Below are 20,074 nucleotides of genomic sequence, written 5' to 3' on the forward strand. Positions count from 1 at the left end.
CGCGGACGGTGTCGCAGCGCGGACGGTGTCGCAGCGCGGACGGCCCGTACTCGCCCGGTCATTCCACGAGGGCGCGGAACTGCGCGTCGTACAACCGGAAGTAGGCGCCGCCGGCCTCGAGGAGCTCGTCGTGCGTGCCCTGTTCCACGATGCGCCCGTGCTCCATCACCACGATCCGGTCCGCGTCGCGGATGGTCGACAGCCGGTGCGCGATCACGAAACTGGTGCGGTCCCGGCGCAGCACCGCCGTCGCGTGCTGCACGAGCAGCTCGGTGCGGGTGTCGACCGAGCTGGTGGCCTCGTCGAGGATCAGGATGGACGGCTGCGCGAGGAAGGCGCGGGCCGTGGTGATCAGCTGCCGCTCCCCCGCGCTGATGTTGCCGGCGTCCTCGTCGATCACGGTGTCGTAGCCGTCGGGCAGGGAACGCACGAACCGGTCGACGTAGCTGATGCGGGCGGCCTCGAGGATCTGGTCCTCGATGGCGTCCGGCCTGCCGTAGGCGATGTTGTCGCGGATGGTGCCCCCGAAGAGCCAGGTGTCCTGCAGCACCATCCCGATACGCGAGCGCAGCTCGTCGCGGCTCATGGTCGTGATGTCCACGCCGTCGACGAGGATTCGTCCCGAATCCAGTTCGTAGAAGCGCAGGATCAGGTTCACCAGGGTGGTCTTGCCCGCGCCGGTGGGCCCGACGATCGCGACCATCTGCCCCGGCTCGACGCGCAGGTCGAGATGCTCGATCAGCGGTCGCTCCGGCAGGTACGAGAACGAGACGTCCTCGAATTCGACCAGGCCGTGCCGCCCCCACGGGGTGACGGGGGCAGGTGAGTCGGGCTCCTGTTCGGGTTCGTCGAGGATCTCGAACACCCGCTCGGCGGACGCCGCCGCGGACTGCAGCAGGTTGACCATCGCGCCGATCTGGCCGAGCGGCTGGCCGAGCTGCCGCGAGTACTGGATCAGGGCCTGCACCTCGCCGAGGCTGACGGTGCCCGACGCGACCCGCAGCCCGCCGAGCACGGCGATCGCGACGTAGCTGAGGTTGCTCATGAACATCACCAGCGGCATCACCAGACCGGAGACGAACTGGGCGCGGAACCCGGCCCGGAACAATTCGTCGTTGGTCTCGGTGAAGCGACGCTCGACCTCGGCGGTCCGGCCGAAGGCGGTGACGAGTTCGTGGCCGGTGAAGGCCTCCTCGATCTGGCCGTTGAGGTTGCCGGTGGCCTTCCACTGGGTCACGAAGTGCCGTTTGGACCGCTTCGCCACCACCGCGGTCACCACCACCGACGCCGGCACCATGAGGATCGCGACGAGCGCGAGCAGCGGCGAGATCCACACCATCATCACGACGAGCCCGAGCAGGGTGAGCACCGACAGCACCAGCTGGCTGATCGACTGCTGCAAGCCCTGCGAGATGTTGTCGATGTCGTTGGTGACGCGGCTGAGCAGATCACCGCGGGAATGGGAGTCGAAATAGCGCAACGGCAGCGCGTGCACCTTGCGTTCCACCCGGGATCGCAGATCGCGGATGACGCGCTGCACGATCTCGTTGAGCCCGTACGCCGCCAGCCAGATCAGGCCCGACGACAGCAGGTACAGCGCGAGCACGAACACGAGGGTGCGGCCGAGGGCGGCGAAGTCGATGCCCGCGCCCGGCACGAGCGACATGGCCGACACCATCTCCGCGAACTGGTCGCGTCCCTGCGCCCGCAGCGCCTCGACCGCCTGTTCCTTCGACAGCCCGGCGGGCAGCTGACGGCCGATCACCCCGCTGAAGATCAGGTCGGTGGCGTGGCCGAGAATGCGGGGCGCCACCGAGGACGCCACCACCCCGAGCACGGCCAGGACGAGCACCACGGCCGCGGCCCACCGGTGCGGCCGCAACAGGCCGACGAGCCGTTTGGTGGCCGGCCACTTCTGCCGTGCCCGGTTCTCCGGCGCGCCCGGGTCCACACCCCCGAGCCGCGGCCCCGCCTCCTTGCGCTCGGTCATGCGGTCACCATGCGCTGCGACTCGACGATCTCGGCGTAGGTCGGGCAGCTCGCGAGCAGTTCCAGATGCGTGCCCGAGCCGACGACGGCCCCGCCGTCGAGGACGACGATGCGGTCGGCGTCGAGCACCGTGGACACCCGTTGCGCGACGACCACGACGCACGCATCGCGGGTCTCCGGGAACAGTGCCTCCCGCAGCCGCGCGTCGGTGGCCTGGTCCAGGGCCGAGAACGCATCGTCGAACAGGTAGATCGACGGCCGGCGGACCAGAGCCCTGGCGATGGCCAGGCGCTGGCGCTGCCCGCCCGAGACCGTGGTGCCGCCCTGGGCGACGAGGGTGTTCAGCCCCTCCGGCATCGCCCGGACGAAGTCCGCGGCCTGTGCGACCTCGAGGGCGTGCCAGAGCTCGTCGTCGGTCGCGTCGGCGCGGCCGTACCGCAGATTGTCGGCGACGGTGCCGGAGAACAGGTAGGCCCGCTGCGGCACGAGACCGATCGCCGCGCGCAGCACCTGCGGGTCCAGGTCACGCACATCGGTGCCGCCCACCAGGACCGAGCCGGCGGTGACGTCGATCAGCCGCGGGATCAGCCGCAGCAGGGTCGTCTTGCCGGAGCCGGTACCGCCGATCACGGCGGTCGTGCTGCCGGGCTCGGCCCGGAACGTCACGTCGCGCAGGACGGGCGCGTCGGCGCCGGGATACGCGAAGGCCGCCCCCCGCAGCTCGAGGGTCACGGGGGTGGCGAGGGTGCGGACGGGCCGAGCCGGCGCCGGCAGCGACGATTCGGTGTCGAGCACGTCGAGGATCCGCTCGGCACACACCGCCGCGCGCGGCGCCATCATCGCCACGAACGATGTCATCATCACCGCCATCAGGATCTGCATGATGTAGCTCAGCAGCGCGGTGAGGGATCCGACCTGCATGTCACCGGTGTCGATCCGGTGGCCGCCGAACCACAGCACGGCCACGCTCGTGGCGTTGGCGATGAGCATCACGAGCGGGAACAGCAGGGCGTTGATGCGGCCGACGTGCAGGGCCGTGTCGGTCAGTTCCACGTTGGCGACCTCGAACCGGTCCCGTTCGGTGCGCTCGCGCACGAACGCCCGCACCACGCGGATGCCGGTGATCTGTTCGCGCAGTACCCGGTTGACGGCGTCGATGCGCACCTGCATCACCCGGAAGGCGGGCACCATCCTCGCGATCAGGACGAACATGGTGACCGCGAGGACGGGAACGGCAGCGACGAGCACCAGCGACGTGCCGGCGTCCTCGCGCAGCGCCATGACGATGCCACCGATACCCATGATCGGGGCCATCACCACGATGGTGCAGCTCATCAGCACGAGCATCTGCACCTGCTGCACGTCGTTGGTGTTGCGGGTGATGAGCGACGGCGCGCCGAACCGGCCGAACTCGCGGGCGGAGAATCCGCCGACGCGCCGGAGCACGGCGAGCCGCACGTCGCGGCCGACGGCCATGGCGGTGCGCGCCGCGAAGTACACCGAACCGATCGAGCAGCCGATCTGCACCGAGCTGATCGCCAGCATCACCGCGCCGGTGGTGAGGATGTACCCGATGTCGCCGCGGGCGACGCCGTAGTCGATCAGGTCGGCGTTGAGCGCCGGCAGGATCAGCATGGTGCCGGTGGCCACCATCTGCAGCAGCACCACCGCGATCAGCGCCCCCCGGTGAGGGCGCAGGAACCGCGGGAGCAACCGGACCAGCATGATCACCACGCTACCGGTGCAGCGGCCCGGTTCCCGGCACCTTTTCCGCCCGCGAGGGAACGGAAAAGGCGCCCGGGTCCGGTCATGTGTGCGCCGGCTCGCGGCTGGGCTCGGGGACGGTCAGCTCACGGCGGAGCTTCTCGCCCTCGACGTCCACGTTCGGCAGGATGCGGTCCAGCCACGTCGGCAGCCACCAGGCCTTGTCGCCGAGCAGCGCCATCACCGCGGGGATGATCACCATGCGCACGACGAACGCGTCGAAGAACACGGCGGCGGCGAGCGCGAAGCCGATCGACTTGATGAACGAGTTCGGCTCGGCGATGAAGGCGGCGAACACCGAGATCATGATGACCGCCGCCGCGGTGACCACCCGGGCACCGTGGGCGAATCCGATCCGCACGGCCTCCTTCGCGGACGCGCCGTGGACGAACTCCTCCCGCATGCGGGTCACCAGGAAGACCTGGTAGTCCATCGCCAGGCCGAACACCACGCCGATGAGGAAGATCGGCATGAAGCTGACGATCGGCTGCGGGTTGGAGACCAGCCCGCCCCAGCCCTCCTGGAAGACCGCGACGGTCGCGCCGAACGTCGCCAGGACGCTGAGCAGGAATCCGAGGGTCGCGGTCAGCGGCACCAGGATCGACCGGAACACGAGCATCAGCAGGATGAACGCGAGTCCGACGACCACCGCGAGGTACGGGACGAGCGCGCTCTGCAGGGTCTCGGACACGTCGCCTTCGAGGGCGGTCTGTCCGGTGATGCCGTAGGAGACGCCGATCTCGTCGTGCAGCTGGGCCTCCTGGTCGCGGATGCTCGACACGAGGTCCATCGTCGCCGGCTCGCTGGGGCCCGACCGGGGGGTGACCATGATCTGCGCGGTGTCACCGGCCTGGTTGACGGCCACGATCTGGGCGTTGACCACCTCGTCCTGCTCGTACAGGCGCTGCACGACCTCCCCGAACGCCTGCTGCGGCGCGACGGTGGCCTCGCGGGCGTCGGCGACGACGAGCAGCGGGCCGTTGCGGCCGGGACCGAACGCCTCGTTCACGAGGTCGTAGGCCTGACGGGCGCTGGTCTTCGGGTCGCCGGTGGCCTCGGTGGGCAGGGCGAGCTGCAGGTTCGCGCCGGGCAGCGCGAGGATGCCGAGCAGCAGCACGCCGGCGACGAGCGGGATCAGCGGCTTGCCGGTGGCCCAGCGGATGTAGCGCTGGGCGGCGCTCGGCCTGTCGGTGTCGGCCTCCGGGTCGTGGTCCTTCAGGCCCGGGATGCGGCCGGCGAACGCCTTGCGGCCGAACAGGCCGAGGATCGCCGGCAGCAGGGTGATCGCGATGAGCACGGCGATGAACACCGTGAATGCGGCCGCGTAGCCCATGGCGGACAGGAACGGGATCCCCACCACGCTGAGGGCCATCAGGGCGATGATCACGGTCAGGCCGGCGAACACGACGGCGGAGCCGGCGGTGCCCACGGCACGTCCGGCCGCCTCGGCACGGTCGGCGGTGACGGTGATCTCGTGCCGGAACCGGGAGACGATGAACAGCGAGTAGTCGATCGCGACGGCGAGACCGATCATGATCGCCAGCGTCGGGGTCATCGAGCTCAGGTCGGCGAAACCGGTGGCGATGGTGATGCCGAGGCTGCCGATGGCGATGCCGATGATGGCGGTGATCAGGGGCAGGCCCGCGGCGACGAGCGAGCCGAAGGTGATGGCGAGGACGACGGCGGCGATGCCGATGCCGATGAGTTCGGTGACGCCGCCGGGCATCTCGGCCTCCGCGGCGGCGGTGCCGCTGACCTGGACGTTCAGGCCCGCGTCCCGGCCGATCTCCGCGGCCGCGGCGATCTGCTCGCGCATCGTGTCGTCGACGTCGCCGAAGCCGCCCTCGAACGGGACGGTGACGAATCCGACGGTGCGGTCCGGGCTCAGTGGCGACAGCGCGGCCGCGTCGGCGAGCGCGGTCTCCTCCGGCTTGCCCTGTTGCTCCGCGGCGGTCTTCATCTGTTCGACGAGACCGGCGTTCGCGGTGACGGGGTCGACGAGGACGGCGGCCTGCTGCTCGGGGGTGGCGACGGCCGGGTCGATCTTGGCGGCGGCGGTCACCTTGTCGATCCCGCGGATCGCCGCCAGCACCTCGTTCATCGCCGCGAGGTTCTGTGGTTCGTCGAGGGTCCCGCCGTCGGGGGCGGCGAACACGTAGCGCGCGCTGAGCGCGTTCATCGGGTCCGCGGCGTTCGGGAACCGTTCGGCGAGCAGGTCCTGCGTCTGCTGCGCGGGAGTGCCGGGGATGGAGAACGAGTCCGTCGTCGGCCCGGACAGGGTGGCCGCACCCACGCCGAAGAGGACGAGGATCGCCAGCCAGAGGGAGAGGACCGTGCCTTTTCGCCGATAGGCGAACTTGCCGATCCGATAGAGATAGGTCGCCACGGGGAACCTCGTCTTCCGGATGTGTCGTGCAGGTGTCTTAGGAAAGGCCTTGCCGCAGCTGCCCGAAGGCGGCACGGACGAGTTCCTCGGGGGAAGCCGCCCCCGAAGTGCCGGCGAGCCACAGTTCGACTGCCGACTTCATGGCCGAGACCGCGGCGTAGCGGACCAGGCTCGGGTACAGGTCGACCCGGGGATCGGTGCCGGTGCGCTCGGCGATGGCCTCGACGAGCAGTTGCGAGGCGCGCACTTCCATCTCGACGCGGCGCGCCAGCAGTGCCGGGCTCTGATCGACGAGTTCCATGGTCGAACACAGCTCGACGAAGTCGCCGTCCGGCTCCGAAACGATCTGCCGGGCGACGGCTTCCATGGAGTCCCATACGGGTTCCCCGGCGGGCCGTGAGTGCAGGCGCCCGACCCAGGAGTGCACCAACCCCTCGAGATGCGCGAGGACGGCCTCCTCCTTGCTCGCGAAGTAGTTGTGGAAGGTGCGGGTGGACACGCCCGCCTTCGCGGCGATGGCGTCGGCGGTGACGCCGTCGATGCCCTTGGCGCGGGCAAGGTCGGCCGCGGCGGCAACGAGCGCTGCCCGCGTGGCGGCCTTCTTGCGGTCACGCAGTCCGGGCGGATTGGTCACGTCTTCCACGGTACGCATCTTGCAGAGCCCTGCAAATTTGCAGAGAACTGCAAGAATATGCGTTTGCCCACACCACCCCGGGCGTTGTGGCAGCGCTCACGTGCGCCGGCGCTCCCAGGCGCCCGGATCGGCGGTCAGGTCGGCCACGAACCGCGGAAGATCGTCCGCGACGACGTCGGCGAGGGTGACCTCCTCGAGGACGGCCCGCAGATTCACCCGCACCGCGATCCATACGTCGCGCAGGCATTCGGCCGGGCCGGTGTAGACCACATCCTCGGGCCGCTCGCCGCGCACCGACGCGAGCGGGCCTTCCACTGTGCGGATGATGTCCGCGATGGAGATCTCGTCGGCCGGGCGGGCCAGCCAGTACCCCCCTTCGGGGCCGCGACGGCTGTGCACCAGTCCGCCGCGGCGCAGATCCCCGAGGACCGCCTCGAGGAACTTGTGCGGGATGCGCTGCGCCCGGGCCAGGCCCTCCGCCTTGGCGGGCGCCTCGCCGGCCGCCGCGAGTTCGAGCAGGGTGCGCACGGCATAGTCCACCCGGGCGGTGATATGCACGTCGCACTCCTCGGTTCGCGCCTGGCCGCCGGGCGCCGACGGACACACGATTCCTACCAAACCGGAGGGAAAGCGCGCGACGCGGCCGCGGTCATGCGACGACGGTGCAACTGCGGTCATGCGACGACGGTGCGACTGCGGTCATGCGACGACGGTGCGACGACGTGCCGACGCCGCGCACAATGCGAGGCCGGCGACAACCCATGCGCTCAGCACCAGCACCGCCGTCCCGCCGCCGTGCCCGTCGAAGAAGGCCACCGAGCGGACCAGCGTGCCGGCGGCGCCGGGTGGCAGCAGCTGACCGAAGGTGCCCCACCCCTGCGGCAGCCACGCTGCGGTGGTCGCGAAGCCCGACAGCGGGTTGCCGACGAACATCATCAGGACCGCCCCGGCACCGAAACCGGGCAGCCCGAAGAGCGACTCGAGGCCGAGCAGTGGCAGCGAGACGGCGGCCAGGCCCAGCGTGAGCGCTCCGGCGGTGGCCCAGTAGTTCCCGGTCAGGCTGCCGAACCCGAATTGCAGGACGGCAGTGAGGGTCAGCCCCGCGAGCACCGCGAAGCCGACCGCGCCGAACACGCGCAGGCCGACCCGCCGGGGGAACAGCCGGACGAGGGCGATCGCGGGCACCAGACCGCCCAGGACCAGCGGCAGGGCCAGCGAGTTCAGGCCGGCCCCCGCCGGGTCGTCGGCCGGCAGCGGCACGACATCGCGCACGGGAACGGGTCGGCCGACGGCCTCCGACAGGCCGGTGGCCGTGGCGGTGAGAACCTGAGCGACGGGGGCGCCGCCGGCCCCGGCGACATACATCGCGGGCCCGTCCGGCCCGACGGCGAGGCCACCGACGACCTCGCGGTGCTCGATGGCGCTGCGCAGCGCCTCCGCGTCGGCGTACCGCTGCGGCGCGAACGCACCGGGCCGGGCACCGGAGAGGCCGGCCTCGATCCGGGCGACGGCCTGGTCCGGCCCGGCGATGCCGATCTTCAGCGCGTGCGGGCCGCTGTTCACGGCGGGCGCGGCGAATGCGAACAGCATCAGGGCGATGACGGCGGTGAGCGCGAGCACGACGCCGGCGACGCGTACCGCGTCCGGCGGGGCGTGCCGCGCCGTGGAGGTGTCCGGGGCAACCATGACGGCTCCTTGAAGTGGAGGATTGTTCTCCGTTTATGTGGAGTATATTCCTCCGGTAGGAGTGGGGTGTCAACCCGCCGAACACAGGAGATCCCATGCGCGCCGATGCCGCCCGCCGCCGCGAGGCCCTGATCCTCGCGGCCCGCGACGTGCTCGCCGAACGCGGGCACGACGCACCCCTCGATGCCATCGCCGAGCGCGCCGGCGTCGGCATCGCCACCCTCTACCGCAACTTCCCCACCCGCGACGATCTCGCGCACGCCGTGGCCCGTCGCACCCTCGACGAGGCGGGCGCGGCGGCGGATCGCGCCCTCGCCGCGATGACGTCGGACCCCGAACGTGCCTGGGCCGAATTCGTCGACACCGCCGTCCGGCTGCGGCTCGGCGCCCTGATCCCGGCTCTCATCGTCGAGAGCTACCGGGAACTGCCCGACGACGTCCTCGAGATCCGGGAGGGCACCAAGGCGCGCGTCACCGAGCTCGTCCACGCCGCACAGCAGGCCGGCCTCGTCCGCGACGACGTCCAGCCGATCGAGGTGATCATGGCGGTGGCCCGGCTGACCCGCCCCCACGTGCGGTTCGTCGACGACGTCGTGCCCGCCCTCGTGCCCCGGATGATCGCGATCTACCTCGCCGGCCTGCGTCCGGACGGGCGGCCGCTCCCGCAGTGACCGCCCGGCGGCCCCTCGCCCGCCGTAGTGACCGTCACCACATTCCGGTAGATTGGACGCCTGTTCACATCACTCCCGGAGGACCGAATGTGGGAGACCCTGACGGCGTCCTGGGCGTCGCTGCTCGAGCCCCTGCACGACCCCGTCGCGTTGGCCATCCCGGCGTTCCTGCTCTTCCTCGCCCTCGAATGGGCCGCCGCCCGCACGCTCGAGCACGTCGAACCCGGCGACGACGGGCACACCCGTCCGCCGCGCGGCGGCTACGAGGCCATCGACGCGCGCACGAGCATCTCCATGGGATTGGTCTCCATCGGCACCAGCGCCGCCTGGAAGGTGCTGGCCCTCGTCGGCTACTCGGCGATCTGGGTGTACCTCGCACCGTGGCACCTGCCGGCGGACGCCTGGTACACGTGGGCGATCCTGATCCTCGGCATCGACCTGCTCTACTACTGGTACCACCGGACAGCGCACCGGGTGCGGCTCGTGTGGGCCACCCACCAGGCACACCACTCGAGCGAGTACTTCAACTTCGCCACGGCCCTGCGCCAGAAATGGAACAACAGCGGCGAGATCCTCATGTGGCTGCCGCTGCCCTTCCTCGGCATCCCGCCGTGGATGGTGTTCGTCGGATTCTCCGTCTCGCTCGTGTACCAGTTCTTCGTGCACACCGAGCGGGTGGGCACGCTGCCCCGGCCCGTCGAGTTCGTGTTCAACACCCCGTCACACCATCGTGTGCACCACGGGTGCGACCCCGAATACCTCGACCGCAACTACGGCGGCATCCTGATCCTGTGGGACCGCCTGTTCGGTACCTTCCGCCGCGAGACCCACCGCCCCACGTACGGACTCACCAAGCCCGTCGGCACCTACAACATCTGGCGGCTGCAGACGCACGAGTACCAGGCCATCGCCCGCGACTGGCGGGCCGCCACGAGGTGGCGCGACAAGCTCGGCTACGCGTTCGGCCCGCCCGGCTGGGCGCCGCAGCGACCGACCACCGTCGCGAGTGCGCAGTTGTCGTCACGACACGCCGGGTGAAGCGACCGGAACTGCGCATTCGACGAACGAAAACGGCCCCGATCCGGTCAACCGGATCGGGGCCGTTCTTGGCGGTGGCGGAGGGATTTGAACCCTCGGACGGGGGTTACCCGTCACACGCTTTCGAGGCGTGCTCCTTAGGCCGCTCGGACACGCCACCGCCCACGACTTTACCGGATTCGGTCCCGGAGTTGAAATCCGCAGGTCACCGGCGTTCGGCGAGACGCTGGGCCCGGAAGAAGTCCTCGAGCACCGCCGCGCATTCGTCCTCGAGCACGCCGCCGCGCACCTGTGGGCGGTGGGTGAGCCGACGATCACGCACCACGTCCCACAGCGACCCGACCGCACCCGTCTTCGGCTCCCATGCCCCGAATACCACGCGGTGCACCCTGGCCAGCACCAGCGCGCCCGCACACATCGTGCACGGCTCCAGCGTCACGGCCAGCGTCGTGCCCTCGAGCCGCCAGCCGTCGCCGTGCACCTTCGCCGCTGCGCGCAGCGCCAGCACCTCCGCATGAGCCGTCGGATCGCCCGTGGCCTCCCGCGAATTCGCCGCACGGGCCAGCTCGGTCCCGTCCGCATCGAACAGCACCGCACCCACCGGCACGTCGCCGGCCGGCGCCGCGGCGGCCGCCTCCAGCGCGGCCCGGATCATCGCCTCGTCGTCGCGCAGGCCCATCTAGGGGCGCAGCTTGTCCAGCGTCGTGGCGAGGACGTCGTCGAATCCCAGCCGCTGGGCGATCTCCTCGATCTGCTCGTCCGGATACAGATCGGACTCGGCGGCGATCACCGCCAGCACCGGCTCCGGCAATCCCAAGTCCGCGAGAATCCCCAGATCGCCCTCCTCCCACGGCTCGATGTCGTCGAGCTCGTCGGGGTCGATATCCGGGATTTCGATGTTCAACGCGTCGAGCACGTCGGCGGCGATGTCGTAGTCGATGGCCATGGTCGCGTCGGACAGCAGCAGACGCGTGCCCGACGGGGCGGGCCGGACGATGACGAAGAACTCGTCGTCCACGTTGAGCAACCCGAAGATCGCGCCGGTGCTGCGCAGCTCGCGCAGCTCCCGGTCGGCCACCTCGAGGCTCGTCAACACCGCCGCCGACAGTGCCTTGCACTTCCAGCGACCGTCCTCCCGCGTCACGGCGACCCCGAACCCGTCGAGGTCCTCAGTCGAACTCACGGAAGGGCTCTTGTTCCCCGCACGCTGCGCAGCCATGGGCGCAACGGTAGTCGGCGCAGTCCCGTGAATGAAGTCCAGCGGGCGATGTGCCAACCTGTTCGGGTGCCCACCTCCGCGTCCACCCCGCCCGTGTGTGTGCTCGGCCTCGGCCTGATCGGCGGATCGTTGCTGCGTGCGGCCGTCGCCGCGGGTCGCGAGGCCTGGGGATACAACCGGTCGGCGGAGCCCGTCGAGGCCGCGCGGGCCGACGGATTCGACGCCTCCACCGACCTGCCGGCCACGCTGCGGCGCGCCGCGGAATCCGACGCCCTCGTCGTCGTCGCCGTGCCCGTGCCCGCGGTGGACGCGGTGCTCGCCGCCGTCGCCGAGCACGCCCCGCACGCCGCGCTGACCGACGTGGTCAGCGTCAAGTCGCAGGTCGCCGCCGCTGTCGCCGCCCACGGGCTGTCCGCCCGCTTCGTCGGCGGCCATCCCATGGCCGGCACCGCCGAGTCCGGCTGGTCGGCGGGATTCGCGGAACTGTTCCGCGACGCGGTGTGGGTGGTCACCGTGGACGACGGCACCGACCCCGTGGTGTGGACGCAGGTCGCCGATCTCGCCCTCGACTGCGGTTCCGTCGTCGTGCCCGCCGAATCGGGTGAGCACGACGCCGCGGTCGCCCGCGTCTCGCACCTGCCGCACCTGCTCGCCGAGGCACTGGCGCTGTCCGGGGCCGCCGGAGGCGACCTGGCGCTGGGCCTGGCCGCCGGCTCGTTCCGCGACGGCACCCGCGTCGCCGGGACGGCACCCGCGCTGGTCGACGCGATGTGCGAGGGCAACGCCACGGCGCTGCTCACGACCCTCGACGAGACCCTCGAGGTGCTGCGCCTCGCCCGCGAGCGACTCGCCGACGGCAGCACCGCCGAGCTGACCGCCGCCGGTCACGCCGCCCGGCGACGATTCGAGCAGCGCGCACGGCGGCCCGTCACCGGCATCGTCCCCGGCGATGCCGACTGGATCGCCCGGCTGCGCGAGGCCGGCCGCCGCGGCGAGGTGTGGACGCGGTGACACTGCGCGACACCACGGCGGCACTCGCGAAAGGCGAACTGACCGCCACCGGCCACGTCCGGCAGGTTCTGGCCGACCTCGACGCCCTCGACGGCACACCGTGGTCGAACCTCGTGGCCGCTCGCAACGACGCCGCCGCCCTCGAGTCCGCCGCTCGCGCCGACGCCGAACTCGCGGCCGGCAACTGGATCGGCCCGCTGCACGGTGTCGCCGTCGCCGTCAAGGACAACATCGACGTCGCCGGGATGCCGACGCGGTGCGGCAGCAGCGTCCTCGCCGACGCACCGCCGGCCGCACGGGACGCCAGGATCGTCGAGCGGCTCCGCGAGGCCGGCGCCGTCGTGGTGGCCAAGACGCACCTGCACGAGTTCGCGTACGGGCCGAGTGGCCTGGTCAACGCGTCCGGACCGGCCCGGCACCCGCACGATCCCACCCGGATCACCGGCGGCTCGTCCTCGGGGTCGGCGGCGCTCGTCGCCAAGGGCATCGTGCCGCTGGCGCTGGGCACCGACACCGGATGCAGTGTGCGGACCCCGGCGGCACTGTGCGGCGTCGTCGGCCTCAAGCCCACCCGCGGCGCGTTGCCGGTCGACGGGGTGTTCCCCCTGTCCACCACCTTCGACCACGTGGGCCTGCTCGCCCGCGACGTCCTCGACGCCGGACTGGCGTGGGGTGCGCTGCCCGGGATCGCACACCTGCGCACGCCCGTCTCGGGTCTGCGGGTCGGGCGGCTGCGCGGCGGCCTCTGGGACGTGCCCGACGCCGCATTCGAGTCCGCGCTCGACGACGCCTGCCGCACGCTCGCCCACCTCGGTGCGGAGGTACGGGACGTGACGCTGCCGGAGACCGACGACCTGCTCGCCGTGTATCCCGTCGTCACCGGCTCGGAGGCGTACGAAACCCATCAGCGCTGGTTCGAGAACGACCCGGACCTCTACCAGCCGGCCACCGCGGCGCTGCTCGCGGCTCAGCGGGACCGTCCGGCGACGGACTACGTGCGGGCCGTGCGAACGGCCGCCCGGCTGCGCCGCGACGTCCTGCGCCGGCTACGCCGCGACGACGGGCTCGACGCCCTGATCACCGTCACCACCCCGCTGCGATCGGCCGCACTCGACAGCGACCCCGCCGCGCTCCGGGGGCCGCTATTGCAGATGTGCATCCCGTTCAGCGTGCTCGGCGTACCTGCGGTGTCGGTTCCCGCGCCGGGCGGCGGGGACTTTCCCATCGGCGTACAGGTGATCGGATTGACCACCGGGACCGGCGGGCACGGCAGTCACCCCGGAGAGTCCACGGCCCTCGCACTGGCGATGGCAGTGGAGGGCAGCGCCCTCTCCTGAAACTGCGAGGGCAACGCCCTCTCCTGAAACAGCCCGGCCTAGATCCGCCCCGCCAGACCGGGGTAGTCCACGACGAAACCGTCGCCGTCCACCGTCACCGATGAACTGGAGACCGGGGACAGGACGTGGATGCCGTCGGCCGCGCTGCTGTAGACGAGGGTGGCCTCCTCGATGCCGAGGTCGAGCAGGTTCACGTAGACGACCGGAACCTCGAGTTCGTCCGCGCCGGACTGCAGCCCGTAGCGGCGGATCGGCAGCGCATTGAAGAACGGGCTGAGGATGACATCGACGTCGAGTGCCCCGCCGAACGCCGAACGCTGGTGCTGGGTGCCGTTGTCGACCATCCAGATGCCCTCCTCGGACCGGCTGATCGACATGTGCCTCTCGCCGGCGGCCACGGTCGTGCGCACCGACAACCGGCGCGTCACACCGTTCTCGTCGGTCACGAGGTCGTACGACGCGCTGAACGCGGGGTGCTCCGCGCACTGCGCGCCGACGATGCGACCCGCCGCCTTGATGCGACTGCCGCTCAGTTGGACACGCACCGACTCCATCCGAGGAACGTCGTACGCCCGCCACGTCAGAATCGCGGGCCAGTTCGATGCTGGGCTCGCCGCAGACCGCGCGGCATCGGGGACTGGGATGCTCACGTGTCTACGTTAAGCGACGAGCCACCCCCAGGGAGCAGGGGTGCCGTGAATCGTGCCCTTCGTGTAGCCGACGACTACGGCGAACGTGGCGATCGTCACACCACGGGCGCGTGTCCGCGGCACCAAGACGCGGTTGCCGGGCGGTGACCACCGGCGTTGTGCAGCGCGTTTGAGCACGCAACCCGCTACCCGCAAGAGACTGGCCTACAGTCGCCTCATGCGTACCGTGTGGACAGTTCCTCAGAACATCGCCCAGATCCTCCTGGAGTCCCCCGAGATCCAGATGTTCCTGACCAGCAACGAGCTGCCCGATACCGCCGCGGACCCTCGTCAGCGCCTCGCCGAGTTCACTCGTGCGCTCGCCGCCCTGGCCCGCCACACCGGACGCGCCTTCGGCTCCGTCGATGCCGCCAACCGCGAACTGTTCGGCGGCTCCGCCGGCACCGTACCGGTCGCCTTGCGCCTCGCCGTCCTGCGCGAGATCGTCACCGACGTCGACGACCGCACCCCCACCCCGGACCCGCTGCCGGCGATGGTCGTCGAACAGCTCGGTGCCTATGTGTACGCCCTCGTCGATCCGCGCGACCACACCGTCCTGCACGTCGGACAGGGCCGCGGAAACCGCCTGTTCGCCTTGACCTGGACGGCACTCGGCGAAAACCACAAGCTCACCGCCGGCGGCGAGGCCCCGCCCGCCCACACCCCCGAAGCCGACGCGGCTGTGCACCGGATCCGTGCCGTCTACGACTCCGGCTACTCCGTGGGCCACTACGTCGTGGCCGACCGGGTGGCCCCGGCGGTCGACGCCGACCACGCCGCCGGCTTCACCGCGCAGGCCCTGGTCTCGGTGCTGGGGCTGCTCGAACCGCACGACGGCGAACTCGTGCTGACCAACCTCGTCGGCGCGACCGAGGAATCCGACCGGGTGGCCCACCCCATCGAGGAGCTGATACGTCAGTACTCCGCGGAGGCCGCACCCGAGCTGCCCACCCCGTGCGTCGTGCTGCGGATCACGGATGCGAAATCGGCTTCCCCCGAACAGGTCCGAGGACTCGCCGACCGTCCGTGGCCGGCCGGAGCCGCGGCACGCCGGGTCGACGGACTGCCCATCCTGGTGGTGGCGGACAACATCGTGCGCGGCGCCTACCGGGCCACCGGCTGGGAAGCGGCATCCCGCACCGAGGACAACGGCGGCACCATCCTCTACCGCTTCCTCGGCGACGCCGATCCCGAACTCGAGAAGCTCTTCGTCGACACCCGTCTGACGCCGGATCGGCTGGGACTCAAGCGCTGGCCGTCCCACGGCTGGGCGCCGCGGCTCACGCGGGCCCTGCCCCACCGGCCGAGGCCCTGACACTGCGGAACGGTTGACACTGCGGGGCGGTCCGGGCCGTGCCACCACGGCCCGGGCTTCCCTACTGTCGGCTGAGCCGGCTCACCTGCCGCTCGGGGTGAGAATGGGCTCGTGCAGGTCGTAGTAGTGCACGTCGCCGAGCAGGCGCATCTCCTCCTCCAGAAGCGGCCGCAGATCGTCGGGAATCTCCATCCGTTCGTGGGCCCGTGCCTCCTCCTCGGACGAGAAGTACACCGTCTCGACGTACCCGTCGTCACCGTAGGTGGCGAGCGTGCCGCCGATGATCTCGGGCCGCAGCTCATGCACCCGGTCCTGACCCTCGGCGAGCAGACTCTTCATCCGCCCGAGATCGGGGCAGTGCCCCTCCATGACCTGTACGAATCCTGCAGTGTCCGAGCCACCTTCCATCCACACCTCGACGTCACGGCAGTCGTGGACGGTGATCTCCCCGTCGAAGCACTGCTCGGCCTCGGCCCACCACGCGCCCTGCTCCGGACGTTCGCTGTTGCGGCGGGCCGCCTCCTCCGACTCGAACCGCGCCACCGACACGAAGGTGCCGTCGTCGCTGAATCCCGACGTGCTACCCAGATAGCCCACTGCGCCCGGGCGCAGCTCGTCCGTCCACCGCTGCAGGCAGGCCTTCAGTCCCTGCTCGTCGCGAACCGTCCCCTGCCAGACCTGAATGAACATCACTATCGCCTCCACGTGCGGGACAAGCCCGCACCCAACGGCTTCCGTGGCCGACCCGTCGCCGTCCACCGTCGGCGTCACCCGACGGCCGGCAATCGCGACCACCGTAGATTCAATGATTCGCCTGTGCCGGAGCACGGACAAGAGGGAGCCGAACCGGAACATGCGGAAATGCCGGAAGCCCCCCAACGAGGTTGGGGGGCTTCCGGTAACGGGTGTTCGGCGGTGTCCTACTCTCCCACACCCTGTCGGGTGCAGTACCATCGGCGCTGGAGGGCTTAGCTTCCGGGTTCGGAATGGGACCGGGCGTTTCCCCTCCGCTATGGCCGCCGTAACTCTGTGAAACGACCCACGCACGCTGTTCGCGTGGGTCGGGGGCCGCAGGCCCACCCATTCTTTGGGGGGCAGCGTTTACTCCGACTCCTCGCGCAGCGAGTGTGAGTGTGTTGTTTCAGATACCGCACAGTGGACGCGTAGCTTCTTTGTGGTAAGTCCTCGGCCTATTAGTACCGGTCACCTGCATGCGTTACCGCACTTCCAGTTCCGGCCTATCAACCCGGTGGTCTGCCGGGGGCCTTACCCCCTCGAGGGGGTGAGAAACCTCATCTTGGAACAGGCTTCCCGCTTAGATGCTTTCAGCGGTTATCCCTTCCGAACGTAGCCAACCAGCCGTGCCCCTGGCGGGACAACTGGCACACCAGAGGTTCGTCCGTCCCGGTCCTCTCGTACTAGGGACAGCCTTCCTCAAGTTTCTAACGCGCGCGGCGGATAGAGACCGAACTGTCTCACGACGTTCTAAACCCAGCTCGCGTGCCGCTTTAATGGGCGAACAGCCCAACCCTTGGGACCTACTCCAGCCCCAGGATGCGACGAGCCGACATCGAGGTGCCAAACCATCCCGTCGATATGGACTCTTGGGGAAGATCAGCCTGTTATCCCCGGGGTACCTTTTATCCGTTGAGCGACACCGCTTCCACATGCCGGTGCCGGATCACTAGTCCCGACTTTCGTCCCTGCTCGACCTGTCGGTCTCACAGTCAAGCTCCCTTGTGCACTTGCACTCGACACCTGATTGCCAACCAGGCTGAGGGAACCTTTGGGCGCCTCCGTTACATTTTGGGAGGCAACCGCCCCAGTTAAACTACCCACCAGGCACTGTCCCTGAACCCGATCAGGGTCCGAGGTTAGAGGTCCAATACGATCAGAGTGGTATTTCAACAACGACTCCACCCACACTGGCGTGCGGGCTTCCCAGTCTCCCACCTATCCTACACAAACCGAACCGAACACCAATACCAAGCTGTAGTGAAGGTCCCGGGGTCTTTTCGTCCTGCCGCGCGTAACGAGCATCTTTACTCGTAGTGCAATTTCGCCGAGTCTGTGGTTGAGACAGCAGAGAAGTCGTTACGCCATTCGTGCAGGTCGGAACTTACCCGACAAGGAATTTCGCTACCTTAGGATGGTTATAGTTACCACCGCCGTTTACTGGGGCTTAAATTCTCAGCTTCGCGGAGTGAACTCCGCTGACCGGTCCTCTTAACCTTCCAGCACCGGGCAGGCGTCAGTCCGTATACCTCGTCTTACGACTTCGCACGGACCTGTGTTTTTAGTAAACAGTCGCTTCTCTCTGGTCTCTGCGACCACCCCCGGCTCACGGAGCAAGTCCGGTCACCGGGACTGGTCCCCCTTCTCCCGAAGTTACGGGGGCATTTTGCCGAGTTCCTTAACCACAGTTCTCTCGATCGCCTCGGTATTCTCTACCTGACCACCTGTGTCGGTTTGGGGTACGGGCCGTGTGAAAGCTCGCTAGAGGCTTTTCTCGGCAGCATAGGATCATGGAATTCGCCTCATTCGGCTACGCATCACCTCTCAGGCTGTGTGCGACACGGATTTGCCTGTGTCACGCCCTACGGGCTTACACCGGTACAACCACTGACCGGCCCCACTACCTTCCTGCGTCACCCCATCGCTTGGCTACTACCACCGAAGGTCCCGTGCAGCAGGCTCTCGGCTCCCGAAGGAACTCGATCACCCTTTGGACGGTTAGTACCGATGATTCACCAGGGGCGCGTTCACACGGGTACGGGAATATCAACCCGTTGTCCATCGACTACGCCTGTCGGCCTCGCCTTAGGTCCCGACTCACCCTGGGCGGATTAACCTGGCCCAGGAACCCTTGGTCATTCGGCGGACGAGTTTCTCACTCGTCTTTCGCTACTCATGCCTGCATTCTCACTCGCGCAGCCTCCACACCTGGATCACTCCGGCGCTTCCCCGGCTGCACGACGCTCCCCTACCCACCCGCACCACTGCCGGACGATCCGTGGACCCTCCGGGGTGTTGTGCGAGTGCCGCGGCTTCGGCGGTGTACTTGAGCCCCGCTACATTGTCGGCGCAGAACCACTTGACCAGTGAGCTATTACGCACTCTTTCAAGGGTGGCTGCTTCTAAGCCAACCTCCTGGTTGTCTCAGCGATCCCACATCCTTTTCCACTTAGTACACGCTTAGGGGCCTTAGCCGGCGATCTGGGCTGTTTCCCTCTCGACTACGAAGCTTATCCCCCGCAGTCTCACTGCCGCGCTCTCACTCACCGGCATTCGGAGTTTGGCTGATTTCGGTAAGCTTGTGGGCCCCCTAGACCATCCAGTAGCTCTACCTCCGGTGAGAAACACGCGACGCTGCACCTAAATGCATTTCGGGGAGAACCAGCTATCACGGAGTTTGATTGGCCTTTCACCCCTACCCACAGCTCATCCCCTCAGTTTTCAACCTAAGTGGGTTCGGGCCTCCACGACGTCTTACCGTCGCTTCACCCTGGCCATGGGTAGATCACTCCGCTTCGGGTCTAGAACATGCCACTACAGACGCCCTGTTCGGACTCGCTTTCGCTACGACTACCCCACACGGGTTAACCTCGCGACATGCCACTAACTCGCAGGCTCATTCTTCAAAAGGCACGCCGTCACCCCCAGCAGACCAAACTGCTCGAAGGCTCCGACGGATTGTAAGCGCACGGTTTCAGGTACTATTTCACTCCCCTCCCGGGGTACTTTTCACCTTTCCCTCACGGTACTAGTCCGCTATCGGTCACCAGGGAGTATTCAGGCTTATCGGGTGGTCCCGACGGATTCACAGCAGATTTCACGGGCCCGCTGCTACTCGGGTATTCGAATCGACAGTCACCGCGTTTTCGTCTACGGGATTCTCACCCTCTACGACAGGCCGTTCCAGACCATTTCGACTAACACAGGCGATTTCTCACTGTCGGCCGGCGCGGCAGCACCGACACATCGAACCCCACAACCCCGAACACACAACCCCTGCCGGGTATCACATGTATCCGGTTTAGCCTCTTCCGTTTTCGCTCGCCACTACTCACGGAATCACATGTTGTTTTCTCTTCCTGTGGGTACTGAGATGTTTCACTTCCCCACGTTCCCTCCACACGCCCTATATATTCAGGCGCGGGTAACACGACATCACTCGTGCTGGGTTTCCCCATTCGGAAATCCTCGGATCACAGCTCGGTTGACAGCTCCCCGAGGCATATCGCAGCCTCCCACGTCCTTCATCGGCTCCTGGTGCCAAGGCATCCACCGTACGCTCATAAACACTTACAACAAAGATGCTCGCGTCCACTGTGC

Annotated in this window: 15 protein-coding genes, 1 tRNA gene and 2 rRNA genes; 5 read left to right on the forward strand and 13 right to left on the reverse strand. The window is 68.7% G+C overall.

Annotated features, from left to right (window positions below; genetic code table 11):
* Positions 1 to 58 precede the first annotated feature (58 nt).
* The 6 genes from JYA75_RS02440 to JYA75_RS02465 all read right to left on the reverse strand — a co-directional run bounded on the left by JYA75_RS02440 (position 59) and on the right by JYA75_RS02465 (position 8,459).
* Positions 59 to 1,990, reverse strand: a complete 1,932-nt coding sequence (locus JYA75_RS02440) for an ABC transporter ATP-binding protein (RefSeq protein ID WP_203329666.1) — start codon at positions 1,988 to 1,990, stop codon at positions 59 to 61.
* Positions 1,987 to 3,714 (reverse strand): ABC transporter ATP-binding protein, encoded by a 1,728-nt coding sequence (locus tag JYA75_RS02445; protein WP_029547068.1) that lies wholly within the window; start codon positions 3,712 to 3,714, stop codon positions 1,987 to 1,989. Before JYA75_RS02445 ends, JYA75_RS02440 begins: the two co-directional genes overlap by 4 nt.
* Before the next feature lie 82 nt (positions 3,715 to 3,796).
* On the reverse strand, positions 3,797 to 6,139 hold the full coding sequence (locus tag JYA75_RS02450) for an MMPL family transporter (RefSeq protein WP_203329667.1): 2,343 nt from the start codon (positions 6,137 to 6,139) through the stop codon (positions 3,797 to 3,799).
* Positions 6,140 to 6,176: 37 nt separating this feature from the next.
* The gene (locus tag JYA75_RS02455) at positions 6,177 to 6,791 is read right to left on the reverse strand and encodes a TetR family transcriptional regulator (protein ID WP_044476379.1); all 615 of its coding nucleotides are present in this window, start codon (positions 6,789 to 6,791) and stop codon (positions 6,177 to 6,179) included.
* Between the two features lie 78 nt (positions 6,792 to 6,869).
* Complete coding sequence (locus JYA75_RS02460; protein ID WP_203329668.1) at positions 6,870 to 7,331, reverse strand: Rrf2 family transcriptional regulator; 462 nt, start codon at positions 7,329 to 7,331, stop codon at positions 6,870 to 6,872.
* 141 nt (positions 7,332 to 7,472) lie between these two features.
* Complete coding sequence (locus JYA75_RS02465; protein WP_203329669.1) at positions 7,473 to 8,459, reverse strand: ABC transporter permease; 987 nt, start codon at positions 8,457 to 8,459, stop codon at positions 7,473 to 7,475.
* Between the two features lie 95 nt (positions 8,460 to 8,554).
* Between JYA75_RS02465 and JYA75_RS02470 the strand changes: the two genes are divergently transcribed.
* Together JYA75_RS02470 and JYA75_RS02475 are read left to right on the forward strand one after the other, a co-directional pair.
* Positions 8,555 to 9,130, forward strand: a complete 576-nt coding sequence (locus JYA75_RS02470; protein ID WP_006944476.1) for a TetR/AcrR family transcriptional regulator — start codon at positions 8,555 to 8,557, stop codon at positions 9,128 to 9,130.
* A gap of 87 nt (positions 9,131 to 9,217) precedes the next feature.
* Positions 9,218 to 10,168, forward strand: coding sequence for a sterol desaturase family protein (locus JYA75_RS02475; protein ID WP_029547063.1), 951 nt, complete (start codon positions 9,218 to 9,220; stop codon positions 10,166 to 10,168).
* Between the two features lie 69 nt (positions 10,169 to 10,237).
* Here JYA75_RS02475 and JYA75_RS02480 read toward each other — a convergent pair.
* From JYA75_RS02480 to JYA75_RS02490, 3 genes are all read right to left on the reverse strand, one after another.
* A tRNA-Ser gene (locus JYA75_RS02480) sits at positions 10,238 to 10,328 on the reverse strand.
* 45 nt (positions 10,329 to 10,373) lie between these two features.
* Positions 10,374 to 10,847, reverse strand: a complete 474-nt coding sequence (locus JYA75_RS02485) for a nucleoside deaminase (RefSeq protein ID WP_006944474.1) — start codon at positions 10,845 to 10,847, stop codon at positions 10,374 to 10,376.
* Complete coding sequence (locus JYA75_RS02490) at positions 10,848 to 11,387, reverse strand: tRNA adenosine deaminase-associated protein (RefSeq protein WP_029547061.1); 540 nt, start codon at positions 11,385 to 11,387, stop codon at positions 10,848 to 10,850.
* A 48-nt stretch (positions 11,388 to 11,435) separates the two neighbouring features.
* Between JYA75_RS02490 and JYA75_RS02495 the strand changes: the two genes are divergently transcribed.
* Entirely contained in the window at positions 11,436 to 12,398 is a 963-nt protein-coding gene (locus tag JYA75_RS02495) for a prephenate dehydrogenase (protein WP_044476377.1), read from the forward strand.
* Positions 12,386 to 13,735 carry an amidase gene (locus tag JYA75_RS02500; RefSeq protein ID WP_203329670.1) on the forward strand — a complete coding sequence of 450 codons (1,350 nt, stop codon included), beginning with the start codon at positions 12,386 to 12,388 and terminating at the stop codon, positions 13,733 to 13,735. The genes JYA75_RS02495 and JYA75_RS02500 overlap by 13 nt, the downstream gene beginning before the upstream one ends.
* A 38-nt stretch (positions 13,736 to 13,773) precedes the next feature.
* Here the strand turns inward: JYA75_RS02500 and JYA75_RS02505 are convergent, their stop codons facing one another.
* Positions 13,774 to 14,385 (reverse strand): putative glycolipid-binding domain-containing protein, encoded by a 612-nt coding sequence (locus tag JYA75_RS02505; RefSeq protein WP_072633992.1) that lies wholly within the window; start codon positions 14,383 to 14,385, stop codon positions 13,774 to 13,776.
* Between the two features lie 217 nt (positions 14,386 to 14,602).
* On the opposite strand from JYA75_RS02505, the gene JYA75_RS02510 reads away from it, so the two are divergent.
* Entirely contained in the window at positions 14,603 to 15,739 is a 1,137-nt protein-coding gene (locus tag JYA75_RS02510) for a GIY-YIG nuclease family protein (RefSeq protein ID WP_006944466.1), read from the forward strand.
* 81 nt (positions 15,740 to 15,820) lie between these two features.
* Here the strand turns inward: JYA75_RS02510 and JYA75_RS02515 are convergent, their stop codons facing one another.
* The 3 genes from JYA75_RS02515 to JYA75_RS02525 all read right to left on the reverse strand — a co-directional run bounded on the left by JYA75_RS02515 (position 15,821) and on the right by JYA75_RS02525 (position 20,050).
* A complete protein-coding gene (locus JYA75_RS02515) occupies positions 15,821 to 16,429 on the reverse strand; it encodes a hypothetical protein (RefSeq protein WP_029547057.1) in 609 nt (202 codons plus the stop codon).
* Positions 16,430 to 16,646: 217 nt separating this feature from the next.
* Positions 16,647 to 16,763: ribosomal RNA gene (gene rrf, locus JYA75_RS02520) — 5S ribosomal RNA — on the reverse strand.
* A gap of 149 nt (positions 16,764 to 16,912) precedes the next feature.
* Positions 16,913 to 20,050: ribosomal RNA gene (locus JYA75_RS02525) — 23S ribosomal RNA — on the reverse strand.
* Positions 20,051 to 20,074 lie beyond the last annotated feature (24 nt).

Source organism: Rhodococcus sp. PSBB066 (genome assembly GCF_017068255.1).
GTDB classification, from domain to species: Bacteria; Actinomycetota; Actinomycetes; order Mycobacteriales; family Mycobacteriaceae; genus Rhodococcus; species Rhodococcus aetherivorans.

Excerpts from the sequence above, each read along its gene's own strand:
- JYA75_RS02485 (WP_006944474.1), bottom strand. The coding sequence starts at position 10,847 with ATGGGCCTGCGCGACGACGAGGCGATGATCCGGGCCGCGCTGGAGGCG.
- JYA75_RS02515 (WP_029547057.1), bottom strand. The coding sequence starts at position 16,429 with ATGTTCATTCAGGTCTGGCAGGGGACGGTTCGCGACGAGCAGGGACTG.
- JYA75_RS02440 (WP_203329666.1), bottom strand. The coding sequence starts at position 1,990 with ATGACCGAGCGCAAGGAGGCGGGGCCGCGGCTCGGGGGTGTGGACCCG.
- JYA75_RS02465 (WP_203329669.1), bottom strand. The coding sequence starts at position 8,459 with ATGGTTGCCCCGGACACCTCCACGGCGCGGCACGCCCCGCCGGACGCG.
- JYA75_RS02470 (WP_006944476.1), top strand. The coding sequence starts at position 8,555 with ATGCGCGCCGATGCCGCCCGCCGCCGCGAGGCCCTGATCCTCGCGGCC.
- JYA75_RS02495 (WP_044476377.1), top strand. The coding sequence starts at position 11,436 with ATGTGCCAACCTGTTCGGGTGCCCACCTCCGCGTCCACCCCGCCCGTG.
- JYA75_RS02490 (WP_029547061.1), bottom strand. The coding sequence starts at position 11,387 with ATGGCTGCGCAGCGTGCGGGGAACAAGAGCCCTTCCGTGAGTTCGACT.
- JYA75_RS02510 (WP_006944466.1), top strand. The coding sequence starts at position 14,603 with ATGCGTACCGTGTGGACAGTTCCTCAGAACATCGCCCAGATCCTCCTG.
- JYA75_RS02445 (WP_029547068.1), bottom strand. The coding sequence starts at position 3,714 with ATGCTGGTCCGGTTGCTCCCGCGGTTCCTGCGCCCTCACCGGGGGGCG.
- JYA75_RS02475 (WP_029547063.1), top strand. The coding sequence starts at position 9,218 with ATGTGGGAGACCCTGACGGCGTCCTGGGCGTCGCTGCTCGAGCCCCTG.
- JYA75_RS02455 (WP_044476379.1), bottom strand. The coding sequence starts at position 6,791 with ATGCGTACCGTGGAAGACGTGACCAATCCGCCCGGACTGCGTGACCGC.